The following is a 16,289-nucleotide window of genomic DNA, read 5'->3' as shown; positions in this document are numbered from 1 at the left end:
AATTTAATATCATGTCAAAAACAATTTTAATTTCAGGAGCATCAAAAGGATTTGGAAAAGCCTGGACAGAAGCATTTTTAGAAAAAGGATACAATGTAGCTGCAACAGCCAGAAATATCGACACTCTGGCCGACTTAAAAGCGAAATATGGTGATGCCATCTTACCGCTAACTTTAGATGTCAACAATCGCGAAGATTCGTTTGCAGCAGTAAAAAAAGTACAAGAACATTTCGGGAAAATTGATATCCTGATCAATAATGCAGGTTATGCTTTAAACGGTGCTGTTGAAGAAGCAAGCGAAAAAGAGGCCAGAGCCCAATTCGAAACTAACTTTTTTGGTACGCTTTGGTTAACTCAGGCAGTTTTGCCAATTATGAGAAATCAAAAAAGGGGTCATATTATTCAGGTTTCTTCTATTTTAGGAATTGCAACTTTGCCTAATTTAGGACTTTATAATGCCTCTAAATTTGCTGTCGAAGGTCTTACAGAAACACTGTCTCAGGAGGTAAAACAATTTGGGATCAACGTTACTTTGGTAGAACCAAACGGTTATGTTACAGATATCTGGGGTAACGGGTTCAACAGCGAGCCTATTGATGCTTATGACGGAATCAAAAAAGCTATTGCAGAACAAGAAAATGCTGATTCTTTTGGAAAAACAAGCGCTACTGTACCCGCAATCATAAAATTAGCAGAAGCAGAAAATCCTCCTTTACGCCTATTCTTAGGAAAAGTAGCTCTGCCATTTGCCAAACAAACTTACGAGCAAAAACTGGCCACGTGGGAAGAATGGGCTGATGTTTCTGTAGCGGCTCACGGTTAATCAAAAAAGCTTTTATTAAAGTAAAAACCTCCAAAATCAAATGACTTTGGAGGCTTTACATTTTATATTTTACTCATATTTAAGGTATTTCAAAACATCAATTTTGGTAACCTGATACGCTTTTGCCAAAACGATGGTCAAGGTCAGGAACATCAATAAGGTAAGTGCTAAACCAAAAGGTAACAAAGGAATACGAATACGGAAAGCAAAATTTTCCAGCCATTTTTGCAATAAAAGATAAGCTGGGATTATACCGATCATAAAACCAATCAAACAGAATACAACATATTGCTTAGACAAATCTTTGAGTAAAACATTGGTGTCAGCCCCTAATGTTTTCCTGATCGCAATTTCCCGTAACCTTCTTTCCATAGAAAAAGAAGCCAAAGCAAATAATCCAAAAATGGCAATTAGAATAACAATTCCGTTTAAGAACGAAAATAGCTGACTTTGATTTTGGTAATCTTTATAGGTACGGGCAAAATTTCTATCCACAAAATTGTATTCAAAGGGATATTCACCATCAACTTTTGTTCTCCAGAGTTTATCTATGGCGCTAATCGTTTTAGGCATTTCCTCCGGTGCAATTTTAACCGAAATATTATGCAAATCTTTTTCCATCCATTCGAAAGCTTTGATATGCATAAAAATCATTGGCGAAATACGGTTTTGAAGTCCAAAATAATTGAAGTCTTTTACAATCCCTACTACTTTTAATTTTTTATTTTCCCAGATAATTTCTTTATTAATGGGATCTTTTTCCTGTAATGTTTTAGCGGCAGCTTCATTTAGCAAAACGTTGCTGATAGTATCAGAGGCAAATTTATTTGCTAAATCCCTTCCTTTAATTATCCGTATGCCTAAAAGATCCAACATTCCAAAATCAATTGGCATTTGCTGTGTTATAACTTCTTTATTGTCTTTATAATGCAGACCGGACCACGAATTAACATCGTTTCCAATAGAAAATACTCCAGCCGAAACAGCCTGAACACCTTTGATTTTTAAAAGCTCCTGTTGTATTGTTTTGTATCGTTCAAATTGGCTTTTTCCCTTTTTAGGCTTAAAAGAAATATCCATTACCTGAGCCCCTTTAAAACCTAAGTCTTTATTTGCCATGTACTGTACCTGCTGATATGCAATAAAGGAACCAATGATAAAAAAAGTGGCAATGGCAAATTGTAAAACTAACATTCCGTTTCTGAGCCATATTCCGTTTTTGCTTCGGGAAAAATTTCTTTTCAAAACCTTTAAAGGCTCAAAATTAGACACATAAATAGCCGGTAAAACTCCCGAAACCAAAATGACAATTATAAAAATGAATATTAACTGCACATAAAACTGAGAACTTTCAAGAATTAGATTTTTGCTTAAGAGTGAGTTATAAAAAGGCAATGAAAGTTCGACAATAACCAAGGCTAACAAAAGTGAAAAAAGCGCCATTAAGGTCGTTTCAAATACAAATTGACTAATAATTTGTGATTTTGTAGCCCCCACTATTTTTCTCACGCCAACTTCTTTAGCACGTTTTACAGCATTTGCAGTAGCGAGATTAATATAATTTACAATCGATAATAGTAATATAAGAATGGATAGCCCCATTAAAATTTTTAAAAACTGAAGATTTCCATTTCCTTCAGGAAAAGGATAATTTCCCTGATAAAGCCTTGAGCCGGAAAAAGGAAGTAATTTAGGTTTTGCCTGCTCGCCATACAATTTCAAATAGGCTTCATAGGTGATTCCTTCTGACTTTGCCTGTTTTTTAAAGTTATTTTCAATATAGATATTCGTTAAGCTTTTAAGTATGGCAGTTGTATCTTTTTGCTTTTTTAATTTCAGCATTAATCCAAAATTTAGTCCCCAGCTATCCTTCTTTTTTTCCAGATCATTCTCGATTATAGTTGTGATCGCAGCCGGCATTACCGAAGACTTTTTAGATAAACTGTATATGCCGCGAACAACAAAGAAATTTTCAGCATATTTAACCTGTTTCCCCATGGGATTTTCATTCCCGAATATTCGCAAAGCTGTTTCTTCAGAAAAAGAAATACTGTTACGGTCATGAAGGGCGCTTTTTGCGCTCCCGTGAATAAATTCAAAAGGAAAAAAAGAAAAGAAATTACCCTGTGCCGAGAAAATCTTATCTACCAATTCTATCTTACCATTATACTGTATGGTTTCCTTTTCGTAATTGCTTTCGAAATAACAATAATCCTGTAAGCCTGAAGCAGTTGATTTTAAAATTGGGCCGGGTACAGGGGAATTTACTGCCCAAATATTACCCCCGCCAATATCATTAAGAACCGTGTAAATTTTATCTTTTTCAGGATTCCACTGATCGTACGAATGTTCGTCGTTCCAATACAAAATGGCAAAAATTAAGCCTGCAATTCCAATACTCAGCCCCAAAACATTCAAAGCCGTAAAAAGCTTATTGTTTTTGATGTGATAAATAAATATGTTGGTCCAGTTCTTTAGCATCTTATTCGTATTTAAGGTATTTCAAAACATCAATTTTGGTTGCCTGATAAGCCCTTGTAAGTACCACTAATAATGTTAATGCCAGTAAAGCAGTAAACCCGATTATAAACGGATAAAGAGAAATATTAATTCTGTAAGCAAAATTCTCTAACCATTTATTTAGTAAATAATACGCCGGAAATAGTGCCATTAAAAAACCTATTATGCTAAAAATAACATATTGTTTACAAAGTTCTTTTAATAAAACATTGGTTTCGGCACCGAGTGTTTTTCGGATAGCGATTTCTTTCATTCGTCGTTCAATAGAATATGAAGCAAGAGCAAATAACCCGAATAGGGCAATTATTATAACGATGACATTCAACAAAGAAAAAAGATTTTTTTGCTTCACATAATTACTATAAGACCTTTTATATTCTTTATCGACAAAATCATATGAAAACGGATATTCTGTATCTACTTTTTTGGTCCAGAGATTTTCTATATCTGTCAAAACTTGCTGCATGTTTTTTGCGTCAGCAGTGATATAAATATTATTTAAAAATGATGTAAACCAAGGCACAGTTTTAAAATGTAAAAAAGACATAGGAGGAATAGCTTCGCCGGGATTTCGAAGATTAAAATCTTTTACAATCCCTACAATAATGACTTCTTTACCGTTCCAGTCAACTTTTTTGCCTATTGGATCTTTTTCGTTTAATAACTTTAGGGCAGTCTCGTTGATCAACATCGTATTGATGGTATCCTGAGCGAATTTTGGGTCAAAATAACGTCCTTTGACCATTTTTATTTTCAACATTTCCAACAGACCAAAATCAACAGGCACGTTATTTCCGTCAACATTTATATCTTTATAATGATACGATATAATAGATTTAGAACCATTTCCTAAAGTAAAACCGCCTCCGGAAACTTCTTTAACACCTTTTATGTGCAGTAATTGATTTTTGATTATACGGTATCGGTCAAACCGATCTTTATCAGTAACTTTTTCACCATAGATATTCTTGTATGAAATATTTATAATCTGTTTCCCGTTAAAACCTAAATCCTTTGAATTCATATAATCTATTTGCTGATAAACAATATAAGATCCAACAATGAAGAAGGCAGCCACGGCAAACTGAAATATCAGCATTGCATTTCGAAGCCAGATACCGTTTTTACTTCGCCCAAAATTCCCTTTCAAAACCTTTAACGGCTCAAAATTAGCAACATAAATAGCCGGAAATATTCCTGCCAATACAACCGTTATGAAAAATATAGCAATAAGTTGTAAGTAAAACTGACCACTTTGCAAAACAAGCATTTTATCTAAAAAAGCATTGTAGTACGGTAAAGAGATTTCGACAATAACAAGCGATATTAAAATTGAAAACAAAGAAATAATAGCCGTTTCAAAAATAAACTGTTGAATTATAGAAAATTTTGAAGCTCCAATAATTTTTCGAACCCCCACTTCTTTGGCCCTTTTTATGGCATTTGCCGTAGCAGAGTTAACATAATTTACAATAGATAATAACAGGATTAAAACCGACAACCCAACCATAATAAGTAAAAATTGAAAATTGCCTTTTGCCTCTATCAAACCACCCGCTTTTGTATGCAGGCGAACTGATGCCAAGGATTCTAAGACTGGTTTTACTTCGCCATATTTTCGAATAAACTCTTTAGGCGGAATGCCTTGTTCTTTTGCACGGCGAAACGTGAGATTTTCGAAATATAGTTTCTCTAAATTACTGGTTACCCGCTGTTGATCCTCCGGATTTTTTAATTTTAATAATAAAACAAAATCAAAATTTCCCCAAAATTCAATATTTGCATTTATTCTTTCATCCATAAAATTGACTACGCAGGAAGGATTATAAACTGATTTTTTATTGAGTTTATAAACCCCTCTAACCATCAGCACTTTATTTTTCAAAACTATTTTTTTACCTAAAGCACTTTCGTTTCCAAAAAGCTGAAAAGCGAGATCTTTCGATAAACAAATACTATTTACATCCGGTAATGCCCCTTTTTGACTGCCTTCTGTAAACTCATAAGGAAAATAATCGAAAAAGTTCTTTTGCGCTGTTACAATCCTGTCAGACTGAACTTTTTTGCCATTACAATACAATATTTCATCGTCATAGTTTCCGCTTAAATAACAAAACGATTCCACTTCAGTGCTTATAGCTTTTATTGCAGATCCTACTGATGCAGAACTCGATGACCAATAGGTTGTGGCATCCATCTTATTTGCTACTAAAAAAACGTTATCCTTATTAGGATTCCATTGGTCATACGAATGTTCCTCGTTCCAATACAAAGTGGCAAAAATTAATCCTGCAATTCCAATACTCAAACCCAAAACATTCAAAGCAGTAAAAAGCTTATTGTTTTTGATATGATAAATAAATATGTTGATCCAGTTCTTTAGCATGATTTAGTTTATTGAATTGTTTACTAAAACATCTACATTTCTATGGTTCATTTTTTCTGAAAGTATGATTCCATCTTTCATTACAATTGTTTTTTGCGAAAACGAAGCATCATAATCTGAGTGTGTAACCATCAGAATTGTGGCACCACTTGCATGAAGATCTGTCAATAATTCCATTACTTCATTACCATTTTTACTGTCCAGATTTCCGGTAGGCTCATCGGCAAGAATAATTTTCGGGTCATTGATTAAAGCTCTCGCAACGGCCACACGTTGTTGCTGACCTCCTGAAAGCTGTTGCGGATAATGTTTCAAACGATGCGAAATACCCAGTATAGTAGCTATATTTTCTACTTTTTTCTTTCTTTCTGATGACGGAACATTATTGTAAATCAACGGCAATTCGATATTATCATAAACCGATAATTCATCAATTAAATTAAAATTCTGAAAAATGAACCCAATGTTTTCTTTTCTGGCTTTTGACTTTAATTTATCCTTTAAGCCAATCATTTCCTGTCCTAACAATTCATAACTTCCACCAGAAGCACTGTCTAACAAGCCGATGATGTTTAGTAAAGTTGATTTCCCACTTCCGGATGGTCCCATAATCGAGACAAAATCGCCTTCGTTTATCGTTAATGAAATTTCGCTCAAGGCATTTGTTTCTACTTCTTCGGTTCTGAAAATTTTTGAAAGCTTTGTAATCCTGATCATAATAATTTGTTTTTGATGTTTGTTTTTCTTTCTAAGAATGGTATTGCCGAAGTAAAAAACAGATCCTAAATTAAGATAATTGATAACATAATCTATAAATATCTATTTTTGTTACATTTACCAGCAATAATGATTCTTCTATTTGATGATTTGCTAATGGTAATGTGATTTTCATGCCAAAAATTTAAAATTTGTAACTGCCTTATTTTAAATTTTTTATTATTTAAAAGAATTTAAAAGTGTCCAATAATGGACAGCTTTCGTCCAAAACCGAACAAAAATGAAAAAGACAAATGCCTCAATTTTAATCATAGACGATCAGGAAGACATTCTTTTTGCGTCGAAAGTCTACCTTAAAAAATATTTTGAAGACATTTATACCCTCAATAATCCAAAAAACATTGTTGAATTATTGTCGAAAAAAAGCATTGATGTCGTGTTGCTCGACATGAATTACCGAATAGGTTTTGAAGACGGACGAGAAGGTTTGTATTTATTAAAAGAAATAAAAACACTTTCGCCCAAAACCGTTGTGATTTTAATGACTGCTTTTGGAAAAGTCGAAACCGCTGTTGAAGGTTTAAAATCCGGTGCTTTCGATTATATCCTGAAACCCTGGGAAAACATAAAATTACTGGAATCTGTAAAACAAGCTGTTGAGAAATCCCGCAAAGAACAGAAGAAGGAAAAAAATATTGAAATTGAAAATGACTTTTTTACAGGTACTTCTGAAATTATAAAAAAAGCATATTCATTAGCCGATAAAGTCGCCAAAACCGATGCGAACGTTTTGATTCTGGGTGAAAACGGAACCGGAAAATTTGTTCTGGCACATCATATTTTTAAGCAATCCGAAAGGAAAAACAATCCATTTGTCGCCGTTGATTTAGGTGCTTTAAATTCTAATATTTTCGAAAGTGAATTGTTCGGATATGCGAAAGGTGCTTTTACTGACGCCAAAACAGATACTCCGGGACGTTTTGAAATGGCACAGAACGGCACTATCTTTTTAGATGAAATTGGAAATGTTCCGCTTCATTTGCAATCTAAATTGCTACAGGTTATTCAAACCAAAACAGTAACCCGATTAGGCGAAACAAAAGCAAGGCCATTAAATGTTCGTATTATTACCGCAACCAACCTAAACCTGAAATTAGAAGTTGCCGATAAAAATTTCAGGGAAGATTTATATTACCGTATCAATACCATGGAGATTGTTTTGCCTCCGTTAAGAGAACGTCATGAAGACAAAATTCCTTTGGCCCAATACCTTTTGGATAAAATGACCGAAAAATACGGAAGAAACGAAATTGCTTTTGATAAAAAAGTGCCGGAGCAAATTGAAAAACACGCCTGGAACGGAAACATCCGGGAAATGGAAAACAAAATCGAACGTGCCGTTATTCTTTGCGAAAACAATCAGATTACGATTGCTGATTTAGATTTGGAAACCATAACGGCTTATGAAGAACACACAGATGATATTCAGCTTTCTTCGGTTGAAAAAGCTACAGTCGAAAAGGCATTGCTTAAAAACAACAATAATATCAGTAAAACTGCCGAAGAACTGGGCTTATCAAGAGGTTCTTTGTACCGTCGTTTAGAAAAATATAACATCAGCATCCATTAATATGTTTCAATCCTTTAAAACCTACAAACTTCTGTTTCTCAGATTAATTATAATCGTCCTGGCGATTGAGATTTCTCTTTTTTTCTTTAAAAAAGGGTTACTTTTTACAGGTGTATTCGGGATTTTTATCGTTCTTATCCTCCTGCGCGAAATGTATTTTTATATTCGGAATTTTGTCTTGCTCTACAATAAAACGATCGCTTCGATCTTGCAAAATGATTTTAGTTCTGATTTTTCAAAACATAAATTCAATAAAAATTACCATGATTTATTTCATTTATACGACACTTTAAAAAACAAACAAAACGAGCAGATTTCAAGGGATATCATCTACCGTTCTATTTTGAACAATATTGAAACCGGAATTATTATTCTTCAAAAGCAGGATAACGACTGGAATATATTTTTAATGAATGATTACTTTTCGACGCATTTTAATGTGCCGAAAGTATCGAAATGGAAATACCTGAAAAACCAATTGCCCGCATTATGCGAGATTATCGAACAGGACAATTTTCAGGAAGTAAAAACGTCAATAGAGATTAGTGTTAATGAACAAAATACACAAACCTTTGTTTTGCAGGCTTCGAGAACAGAAATTTTTGAATTGGATTATTTTATCGTCTTGCTAGATTCGATTCAGAATGTAGTAGAGAAAAAAGAGAAAGAAGCCTGGGTAAATTTGATGAAAGTCATCTCGCATGAACTTTTAAATTCGATAACCCCCATTCGTTCTATTTGCCAGAATCTGCAGGATTTAGTCGAACAGGATGTTATGTCCTCAGAAGATTTAGAAGATGTCAAAAATAGCGTCGAAACCATGTTAAGGCGAAGTGATCATTTGCAAAAATTTGTCGAAGGGTATCGAAAACTTGCCATGTTGCCTTCTCCTAAAAAAGAAAAAACAGAATTGCAGCAATTGATCGATAATGGTCTTCAGATTATGAACCCTTTATTGAAACAAAAAAATATTGAGATCGTCAATACAATACATTTCAAAAGATACATTCATGTGGATCCCCAACAAATAGAGCAAGTATTCATTAATCTTTTAACCAATTCTATGTATGCGTTGAAAGACAGCTTGCAAAAGCAGATTTTTATTTCGGCAGAAACCAAAGAAAACAGGATCTTTATTAGAATTGCCGATACCGGAAAGGGCATCGAAAAAGAAATTGAAAACAAAATATTCCTTCCGTTTTTTACCACCAGGACAGAAGGAGCAGGAATTGGACTGACATTGTGTAAAAGCATTATTGAAGCTCATGGAGGTTACATCAACCATAAAAGTGAGGACCAAAAAACAGTTTTTGAGATTTGTCTGGTTGAGGAATAAATATTCATATTATGTAACATCTGTCTAAAATTATATAACTCTCATTTACTGCTTTTAAAATAATTTCATGGAATGAAAAATACCGTAATTTTATTAGTAGATGATGACGAGGATGACTGCGAACTTTTTATTGCAGCAATCGCTTCATTAAACAAAGATATTCTCACAACAATTTCCAATAATTCACTAGAAGCCTTAAACAATTTAAAGACAGCAACCGTTTTGCCTGACTTTATATTTCTGGACATGCAGATGCCGTATTTAAGCGGAGCAGAATTTATAACCGAATTGCAGCAGGTTCCTGAATTGAGTAAAATTCAGGTAGTTGTTTATTCTTCTCATTCGCATGAAACCCTAAAAAAATTAACCAACGAATTTAATTCGGTGCAGATTTTCACAAAACCCAATAATTTTCATGAACTCGTAAGTACCTTAGATGCCATACTTTAATTCGAAATCATATAACATTTTAGGAAAATAGTATAAATTCAAAAAGCAATACTTCTAGTACCTTTGAATCAGGATTTTACCATTAATCCCTTAATTATTATGTTACTACAATTGATTTCAAAATTATTCGAAACCGAAGAATCTGATTATAATGACTATACTATTGTAATCCAGATTAATGATAAAGTCTTGCCGGAAGATAAAAGAAACCAGTACGTTTTACCATTACATGATTTCCTGACAGAAAACAATTATGGTGAAATTTGTGGTGGCGGAATCCTGAAAGAAGAACCAGGAGAAATTATATTTTGTGATATCCATATCAAACTTTATAATGATGAAATCACTGAAAGCCTGCTAAATCATATTAAGAATTATCTTGAAGATTGCGGTGCTCCCAAAGGTTCAAAAATCATTATAGAAAAAACGCATCAGGAAATTCCTTTTGGAATAAATGAAGGGATTGCCCTATATCTCGATGGAGAAAACACTGCAAAAAAAGATCAGGACACTTATAATATAGAATTTGTTCAGTCTGAAATTTCAAAATTAACCAATACTTCTCAGGAAAGATACTGGAAAGGAAACACTACAACCGGTTTGTATTTTTACGGACAATCATTCGAAAAAATGAAAGACAACATATCTGATTTCATGCAAACCTATCCCTTATATAAGAGCGCACGAATTGCTCAGATCGCTTAAACATAAAAAAGCGCCAAATCAACAGACTTGGCGCTTTTTTGTATCGCTAAATGTTTCGTTATTGTATTACCAGCCTTTTACAGCTCCGCCTTTAAACTCGCGAATCGCTGCCTGCTCCACTTCTGCAGATTGAAAAGCCTGTAAAAATTGTTTCACTTTTTCTTCGTTTTTATTATCCTCACGACTGACCACTAAGTTTACATAAGGAGAATCTTTATCTTCAACAAACAAAGCATCACGCGAAGGAATTAATCCGGCTTGTGAAGCAAAAGTATTATTGATTATGGCAATCGATACATTTTCATCATCAAGGGATCTTGGCAATTGAGGTGCTTCTAATTCTAGTATTTTTAGATTTTTAGGATTACTCACAATATCCGTTACTTTTGGCAATAATCCAACTCCGTCTTTTAGTTTTATCACACCGTTTTTCTCTAAAAGCAATAACGAACGGCCTCCGTTTGTTGGATCATTAGGAATGATAATAGTGCTCTCATTTTTCAATTCCGAAAGGTTTTTGATCTTTTTAGAATAAGCCGCAATCGGATAAATAAATGTTTTTCCAATGATGGCCAGTTTGTACCCGCGTTGTTTAGATTGTTCGTCTAAATAAGGTTTATGCTGAAAAGCATTCACATCAATATCCCCCTGACTTAAAGCTTCGTTAGGAATTACATAATCGTTGAAAGAAATCAATTCTACTTCAAGTCCGTATTTTTCTTTTGCTACTTTTTTAGCTGCTTCTGCAACTTTATATTCCGGTCCGGTGGCCACTCCAACTTTGATGTGGTGCGGATCGTTTTCTTTACTTTTTCCGCAATTTGCCACAACAAGTGATAAAACAATAATTCCGGCTGTTTTAAAAAAATTCTTCTTATTTATCATCTTTCTAATTTTTAATTTCAATCGTTAACCCTAACTTCTAACTCTTAACTCTTAAATCTTAACTTCTAACCTTTATCGATGGTCAAATCGTTTTGATAAAGCATCTCCGGCAAACTGAATTAAGAATACCAAAATAACCAGTAAACCCAGTACTGAATTCATGGTTACGGCATCATAACCAATGTAACCATATTGATAACCCACCTGTCCTAAACCACCTGCTCCAACAGCTCCGCCCATTGCAGAATATCCCACAAGTGTGATCAAGGTGATCGATGCAGCATTGATCAAAGATGGTAAAGCTTCCGGAAGCAGCACTTTGTATACAATTTGAAAAGGTGTTGCGCCCAAAGCTCTTGCCGCTTCGATTAATCCTGAAGGTAACCCTAAAAGACTATTCTCTACAAGTCTTGCAATAAATGGTGCTGCGCCAATACTTAACGGAACCAATGCGGCGCTAACGCCAATCGAAGTTCCTACCAAAGCACGCGTAAACGGAATCATCCAGACAATTAAAATAATGAATGGAATAGAACGAAAAATATTAACCAAAACCGATAAAATCCTGTTTAAAACCGGTTGTTCTAATATTTGATTTTTTCGGGTAAGGAAAAGTAAAATACCTGTTGGAAGCCCTAGTACAAAGCCGAAAAAGCCTGACACAAATGTCATTACTATCGTTTCCCAGGTTCCTTTTAATAATAAGTCAATAATGGATTCAGACATAACCTATAATTTCTGTTTTAATGTGTTTCGAAATAAAATATTGTATTGCAGCTTCGTAATTTTCGCGTTTACCCGACAATTCGATTAACATTACGCCAAAATTCACGTCGCCTGCCTGATCCATTTGGGCGCTTACAATTTTAAAATTCGTATCGAACAATCTTGAAACTTCAGAAATTACGGGTTCATTTACAGATTTTCCGGTCATTTCCAATCGCAACAACGGGCTCAAACCTTCGCCATCTTCTTTTTGCAGTCTTTCCTGGTATACTCTCGGAATATCAAGATGCAATGACGAAGCAATAAATTCTTTTGTCAGTTCGTGCTTCGGATCTGCAAAAATTTCACCTACACTTCCCTGCTCTATTAATTTTCCGTGGCTGATTACTGCTACCTCATCACAAATCGATTTCACGACTTCCATTTGGTGCGTAATCAATAGAATCGTGATGTTTAGACGACGATTTATATCTTTCAGTAAGTTTAAAATAGATCGTGTTGTCGCAGGATCAAGCGCACTTGTCGCTTCATCGCACAACAATACTTTTGGGTTATTGGCCAAAGTTCTCGCAATCGCAACCCTTTGTTTCTGCCCCCCTGAAAGACTCGCCGGATAATCGTTTGCTTTTTCTTTTAAGCCTACTAAATCCAGTAGTTGTGCAACACGGATTTGTATATCTGATTTTGAAATTCCAACAAGTTCCAGCGGAAAAGCCACATTCTCAAAAACAGTTCGGGACGAAAGCAGGTTAAAATGCTGAAAAATCATGCCTATTTGTCTTCTTTCGATCGCCAGTTGTGCATTTGATAACTGCATTAACCATTTTCCATCTACGATAATCTCTCCAAAAGTAGGTCTTTCCAGTAAATTCACACATCGGATCAAGGTGCTTTTACCTGCACCCGAAGTTCCAATTACCCCAAAGATTTTCCCCGGCGGAACCTTAAGCGAAACATCTGACAAAGCAGTAACAATCCTGTCTTTCTGATGAAAAGTTTTAGTAACATTCTTTAATTCAATCATTCCGTAATTCAAGTTTAAAAACAAAAAAGCCCTTCAGTTAAGTATGAAAGGCTCTTTGAAATAAATAGTATCATTTTATAAATAAGCCAGCTCCATACATCTCATTACAGGATTGCAGCACATCATCATGTTGCAGCTGTCATAATTTGTATTCTGGTCATCGTTTCTCATTGTTGCGGCAAATTTAATGAGATATTTTTAATTTTAGCACAAAAAACAGCAAAACTTTTATTAACCTATCAATATAATAGACTAATACTGAAAATCAGGAGCTGTTTCCAGCTATACGCTTGTATCTTTATCTGCTTAAAGAAAGCAAATAAAGGATACCGCTACTATCTGGGCTAAGACACTCCTTTTCAGAAGGCTTTTTGTCAAATTAAATATCACCCGGGGCGAAGTCGAAATGCACCACTTAATTCAACGGATTAATGCATCACAGGCAATCAGGACCGACAATCTTTGTCGAATTACTACTGTGATCCTTCCTTGGTCAGGATGACAAGAAAAAAAATCTGCACAAATCTGTGTTATCGCGATAGCGAACCCGTGTCATCAGCGTACCATTAAGTTCTAAGTTTCAACAGAGCCTGAAAATAACTACTTCTCTTTTCCGGCATCGAGTAAAATAGCCAATTGAATACACGGCGAATCAGACCGATTGCTCCACGCATGGTTTGTTCCTCTTTGCACTACAATATCTCCGGCCTGCAACAGCGTTTCGCCTTCATCAACAATTAGCCAAATCTCTCCGGACAAAATCACAATATAATCCAGCGTATCGGTTTGGTGCATCAGCGGATGTGGCTGACCTTCAGGCGCCACAATACCCAACTCGGCATCCGGTGGAATCTGAACGTACCTAAAATAACTTCCGTTTTTGGGAGTATGGGGAAAAGCAGTATTTTCGATCACTTTTTCTTCTTCCAGTTGAACCGGCATGCGATCCGTCGACCAGATATCGGATATAATCAAACCCGGAAAATGCTCTGAAACATTAGAAACGATCTCATCCTTTTCAATTATTGATTTTCCATTTCGTAAACCTGTAACGATCCTTCTTGGAATTGTTTTCATAAAACTATTGTATTTGCATGATTAATTTCTTGCCATTTGTTTTGTTCCCGCGAAGTATGGCATGTGCTTTTAAAACTGTATCAACTTCCAGATTGCCTATAATTTCAATATCCGGCGGCGTAATCAATTGCTGTTTTAGTAAAGAAGCTATTTCTGCCAGTCCGTTTTTATAATAATCATATTTCTTTTCCAGGCCATAAGCATAATTCGAAATATTAAGAATCGTTGCGCCTCTGCTAAAAAGAACTTCACGGGAATCTGATGTTAAAAAATTGGTTACATCTGCATAAGTTCCGTTTGTTTTTAAAAGTCTGGCTGCCGCAGCAGCGATTTCATTCCCCACCAAATCCACAACAAAATCAAAACGTTCATTATTATTTAGCGCCAAAGCTGTCTTGTACACATCATCGTTTCTGTAGTTGATTATCTGGTTGTTTTGTATGCCAATACTATGCAGAGATGCGATACTATTTTCGTTTCCGGCGGTAACCGTAAGATATTGATATCCCTTTGCCTGCAACAATTTAAGAAGCATATTCCCTACTCCTCCGGCTGCACCGGTTATAAAGATTTTGTCATTTACATTCGCTTTCATTCTGTTAATACACTGTAGCGCTGTTAATCCAACAGAAGGAATTGCTGCGGCCTGATCTAACGAAATATTCTCCGGTACATGCATTACAATCGCTGCCGGAACACAAATATATTCGGTATAAGTACCATTTGATCCCATGCTTCCGGAACCACAAAATACGGCATCACCAATTTTAAAATCGGTAATATTATTTCCAACTTCGGAAACAATTCCCGAAAATTCCCGGCCCAATATTGGCGAATGCAACAACTTGCGTTCCATTGCATTTTCTGTCATCTGATAATCGATCGGATTAAAACCTGCCGCGCTTATTTTTATCTGAACCTGATCACTTTCAGGTTGAGGTGTTTTTACCTCTTCGGGATAAAACCCTCCATTTTGATGTAAAACGATTGCTTTCATTTTTATTCTTTTATACGAAATTAGAATAGAAATCCCTTATTTTTGCTATGGGTTAACCCGAGGTAACCGGTTACCCAAGAGAAACTAGTATGGCAAAAATTAACGATAACGGAACGCTTAGAGAAGCCAATTGTTCAGAAGAATTAATGGCAATGCGTGATAGCCTGGATGTTTTGGGCGGAAAATGGAAACTGATGATTTTACGTTTCCTGACCAACAGAACGCATCAGATTATTAATTTTAAAAAAATGCAACGCGAAATCGATGGCATTTCTGCCAAGATGTTAAGCAAGGAATTAAAAGAATTAGAAATCAATTTGCTTATTTCCAGAACAGAACAGCAAACACGACCAATTACGGTAGTATATGCTATTACTGAATATGGAAAATCAGTGCTTCCGGTTACAGAAACATTAGTACAATGGGGTTTAAGCCATCGCGAAAAAATCATTGAAACAATTGGTAAATAACTACTGAACTGACTTTCTAAAATAAATCAGTTTTGGGTCGGATTCATTTGCAAGAGGTTCTTCAAAACTAAATTCTTCATAATGCAGCGATTGTAATACTTCGATTAAGACAGTGTCAATCTCTAATACTTTTACCCAGATCAAATCGTGTTTTCTTTGCAGCGCTACCTGTTGGGCACGATTAAAAAGCACTGTTATATCATCAGGACTGGAATAAACTACATGTTCTGCTCCAATAGCTTTGTTGGCACCCAGGTTTTGATTGGACAATCTGGAAGAATTCAGCTTCATAAATGACAATGGATTGTCTCCCTCATACGCCATCAGCATTTCGACCGAAAAATCGTTTTGTATCCTGAATAGTTTTTGATGCGAAAGATTTTCGGCAACAAACTTTTCACCTAATTCCTTTTGTCCCAATAAATCCGAATAGAATTCAAGGGCTTTCTTTTCCATCCAAACCACATTATCGTTAATGATCACTACAAATTGTGCAACTTTAGTCATGTTTACTTTTTTTAAACAAAATTGCACAGATTAGC

General features: G+C 35.1%; 15 protein-coding genes. 6 read left to right on the top strand and 9 right to left on the bottom strand.

Annotated features, from left to right (window positions below):
- Positions 1-11: 11 nt before the first annotated feature.
- On the top strand, positions 12-824 hold the full coding sequence (locus ACHRWY_RS21145) for an SDR family NAD(P)-dependent oxidoreductase (protein ID WP_395357318.1): 813 nt from the start codon (positions 12-14) through the stop codon (positions 822-824).
- Positions 825-893: 69 nt separating this feature from the next.
- Here the strand turns inward: ACHRWY_RS21145 and ACHRWY_RS21140 are convergent, their stop codons facing one another.
- The 3 genes from ACHRWY_RS21140 to ACHRWY_RS21130 are packed head-to-tail and all read right to left on the bottom strand — an operon-like array spanning position 894 to position 6,447.
- Positions 894-3,305 (bottom strand): ABC transporter permease, encoded by a 2,412-nt coding sequence (locus tag ACHRWY_RS21140; RefSeq protein ID WP_395357316.1) that lies wholly within the window; start codon positions 3,303-3,305, stop codon positions 894-896.
- Between the two features lies 1 nt (position 3,306).
- Complete coding sequence (locus ACHRWY_RS21135) at positions 3,307-5,730, bottom strand: ABC transporter permease (RefSeq protein WP_395357315.1); 2,424 nt, start codon at positions 5,728-5,730, stop codon at positions 3,307-3,309.
- A gap of 3 nt (positions 5,731-5,733) precedes the next feature.
- Positions 5,734-6,447, bottom strand: coding sequence for an ABC transporter ATP-binding protein (locus ACHRWY_RS21130; RefSeq protein WP_395357313.1), 714 nt, complete (start codon positions 6,445-6,447; stop codon positions 5,734-5,736).
- Between the two features lie 280 nt (positions 6,448-6,727).
- On the opposite strand from ACHRWY_RS21130, the gene ACHRWY_RS21125 reads away from it, so the two are divergent.
- The 4 genes from ACHRWY_RS21125 (at position 6,728) to ACHRWY_RS21110 (ending at position 10,568) form a co-directional block, all read left to right on the top strand.
- On the top strand, positions 6,728-8,077 hold the full coding sequence (locus ACHRWY_RS21125; RefSeq protein WP_395357311.1) for a sigma-54-dependent transcriptional regulator: 1,350 nt from the start codon (positions 6,728-6,730) through the stop codon (positions 8,075-8,077).
- Position 8,078: 1 nt separating this feature from the next.
- Positions 8,079-9,413 carry a sensor histidine kinase gene (locus tag ACHRWY_RS21120; protein WP_395357309.1) on the top strand — a complete coding sequence of 445 codons (1,335 nt, stop codon included), beginning with the start codon at positions 8,079-8,081 and terminating at the stop codon, positions 9,411-9,413.
- A 72-nt stretch (positions 9,414-9,485) separates the two neighbouring features.
- Positions 9,486-9,863, top strand: coding sequence for a response regulator (locus tag ACHRWY_RS21115; protein ID WP_395357307.1), 378 nt, complete (start codon positions 9,486-9,488; stop codon positions 9,861-9,863).
- A gap of 99 nt (positions 9,864-9,962) precedes the next feature.
- On the top strand, positions 9,963-10,568 hold the full coding sequence (locus ACHRWY_RS21110; protein ID WP_395357305.1) for a hypothetical protein: 606 nt from the start codon (positions 9,963-9,965) through the stop codon (positions 10,566-10,568).
- 66 nt (positions 10,569-10,634) lie between these two features.
- Here ACHRWY_RS21110 and metQ read toward each other — a convergent pair whose 3' ends face one another.
- The 5 genes from metQ to ACHRWY_RS21085 form a co-directional block, all read right to left on the bottom strand.
- The gene (gene metQ, locus ACHRWY_RS21105; RefSeq protein ID WP_395357303.1) at positions 10,635-11,453 is read right to left on the bottom strand and encodes a methionine ABC transporter substrate-binding lipoprotein MetQ; all 819 of its coding nucleotides are present in this window, start codon (positions 11,451-11,453) and stop codon (positions 10,635-10,637) included.
- Positions 11,454-11,525: 72 nt separating this feature from the next.
- Complete coding sequence (locus ACHRWY_RS21100) at positions 11,526-12,179, bottom strand: methionine ABC transporter permease MetI (RefSeq protein WP_395357301.1); 654 nt, start codon at positions 12,177-12,179, stop codon at positions 11,526-11,528.
- Positions 12,172-13,203, bottom strand: coding sequence for a methionine ABC transporter ATP-binding protein MetN (gene metN / locus ACHRWY_RS21095; RefSeq protein WP_395357300.1), 1,032 nt, complete (start codon positions 13,201-13,203; stop codon positions 12,172-12,174). The genes ACHRWY_RS21100 and metN overlap by 8 nt, the downstream gene beginning before the upstream one ends.
- A 600-nt stretch (positions 13,204-13,803) precedes the next feature.
- A complete protein-coding gene (locus ACHRWY_RS21090) occupies positions 13,804-14,280 on the bottom strand; it encodes a cupin domain-containing protein (protein WP_395357299.1) in 477 nt (158 codons plus the stop codon).
- Between the two features lie 4 nt (positions 14,281-14,284).
- Positions 14,285-15,277 carry an NADP-dependent oxidoreductase gene (locus tag ACHRWY_RS21085; RefSeq protein WP_395357297.1) on the bottom strand — a complete coding sequence of 331 codons (993 nt, stop codon included), beginning with the start codon at positions 15,275-15,277 and terminating at the stop codon, positions 14,285-14,287.
- A gap of 89 nt (positions 15,278-15,366) precedes the next feature.
- Between ACHRWY_RS21085 and ACHRWY_RS21080 the strand changes: the two genes are divergently transcribed.
- A complete protein-coding gene (locus ACHRWY_RS21080; RefSeq protein ID WP_395357296.1) occupies positions 15,367-15,747 on the top strand; it encodes a winged helix-turn-helix transcriptional regulator in 381 nt (126 codons plus the stop codon).
- Here the strand turns inward: ACHRWY_RS21080 and ACHRWY_RS21075 are convergent, their stop codons facing one another.
- On the bottom strand, positions 15,748-16,254 hold the full coding sequence (locus tag ACHRWY_RS21075; protein ID WP_395357295.1) for a hypothetical protein: 507 nt from the start codon (positions 16,252-16,254) through the stop codon (positions 15,748-15,750).
- Positions 16,255-16,289 lie beyond the last annotated feature (35 nt).

Origin of the sequence: Flavobacterium sp. FlaQc-48 (genome assembly GCF_044007335.1) — a bacterium.
Classification (GTDB): domain Bacteria; phylum Bacteroidota; class Bacteroidia; order Flavobacteriales; family Flavobacteriaceae; genus Flavobacterium.
The sequence above is the reverse complement of the archived record's forward strand: the minus strand, read 5'-3'. Positions and strand labels throughout refer to the sequence as shown.

Bases quoted from the DNA above. Each gene is read 5' to 3' on its own strand.
- ACHRWY_RS21145 (WP_395357318.1), top strand. From the start codon at position 12: ATGTCAAAAACAATTTTAATTTCAGGAGCATCAAAAGGATTTGGAAAA.
- ACHRWY_RS21110 (WP_395357305.1), top strand. From the start codon at position 9,963: ATGTTACTACAATTGATTTCAAAATTATTCGAAACCGAAGAATCTGAT.
- ACHRWY_RS21140 (WP_395357316.1), bottom strand. From the start codon at position 3,305: ATGCTAAAGAACTGGACCAACATATTTATTTATCACATCAAAAACAAT.
- metN (WP_395357300.1), bottom strand. From the start codon at position 13,203: ATGATTGAATTAAAGAATGTTACTAAAACTTTTCATCAGAAAGACAGG.
- ACHRWY_RS21125 (WP_395357311.1), top strand. From the start codon at position 6,728: ATGAAAAAGACAAATGCCTCAATTTTAATCATAGACGATCAGGAAGAC.
- ACHRWY_RS21080 (WP_395357296.1), top strand. From the start codon at position 15,367: ATGGCAAAAATTAACGATAACGGAACGCTTAGAGAAGCCAATTGTTCA.
- ACHRWY_RS21100 (WP_395357301.1), bottom strand. From the start codon at position 12,179: ATGTCTGAATCCATTATTGACTTATTATTAAAAGGAACCTGGGAAACG.
- ACHRWY_RS21135 (WP_395357315.1), bottom strand. From the start codon at position 5,730: ATGCTAAAGAACTGGATCAACATATTTATTTATCATATCAAAAACAAT.
- ACHRWY_RS21075 (WP_395357295.1), bottom strand. From the start codon at position 16,254: ATGACTAAAGTTGCACAATTTGTAGTGATCATTAACGATAATGTGGTT.
- ACHRWY_RS21120 (WP_395357309.1), top strand. From the start codon at position 8,079: ATGTTTCAATCCTTTAAAACCTACAAACTTCTGTTTCTCAGATTAATT.
- metQ (WP_395357303.1), bottom strand. From the start codon at position 11,453: ATGATAAATAAGAAGAATTTTTTTAAAACAGCCGGAATTATTGTTTTA.
- ACHRWY_RS21130 (WP_395357313.1), bottom strand. From the start codon at position 6,447: ATGATCAGGATTACAAAGCTTTCAAAAATTTTCAGAACCGAAGAAGTA.
- ACHRWY_RS21085 (WP_395357297.1), bottom strand. From the start codon at position 15,277: ATGAAAGCAATCGTTTTACATCAAAATGGAGGGTTTTATCCCGAAGAG.
- ACHRWY_RS21115 (WP_395357307.1), top strand. From the start codon at position 9,486: ATGAAAAATACCGTAATTTTATTAGTAGATGATGACGAGGATGACTGC.
- ACHRWY_RS21090 (WP_395357299.1), bottom strand. From the start codon at position 14,280: ATGAAAACAATTCCAAGAAGGATCGTTACAGGTTTACGAAATGGAAAA.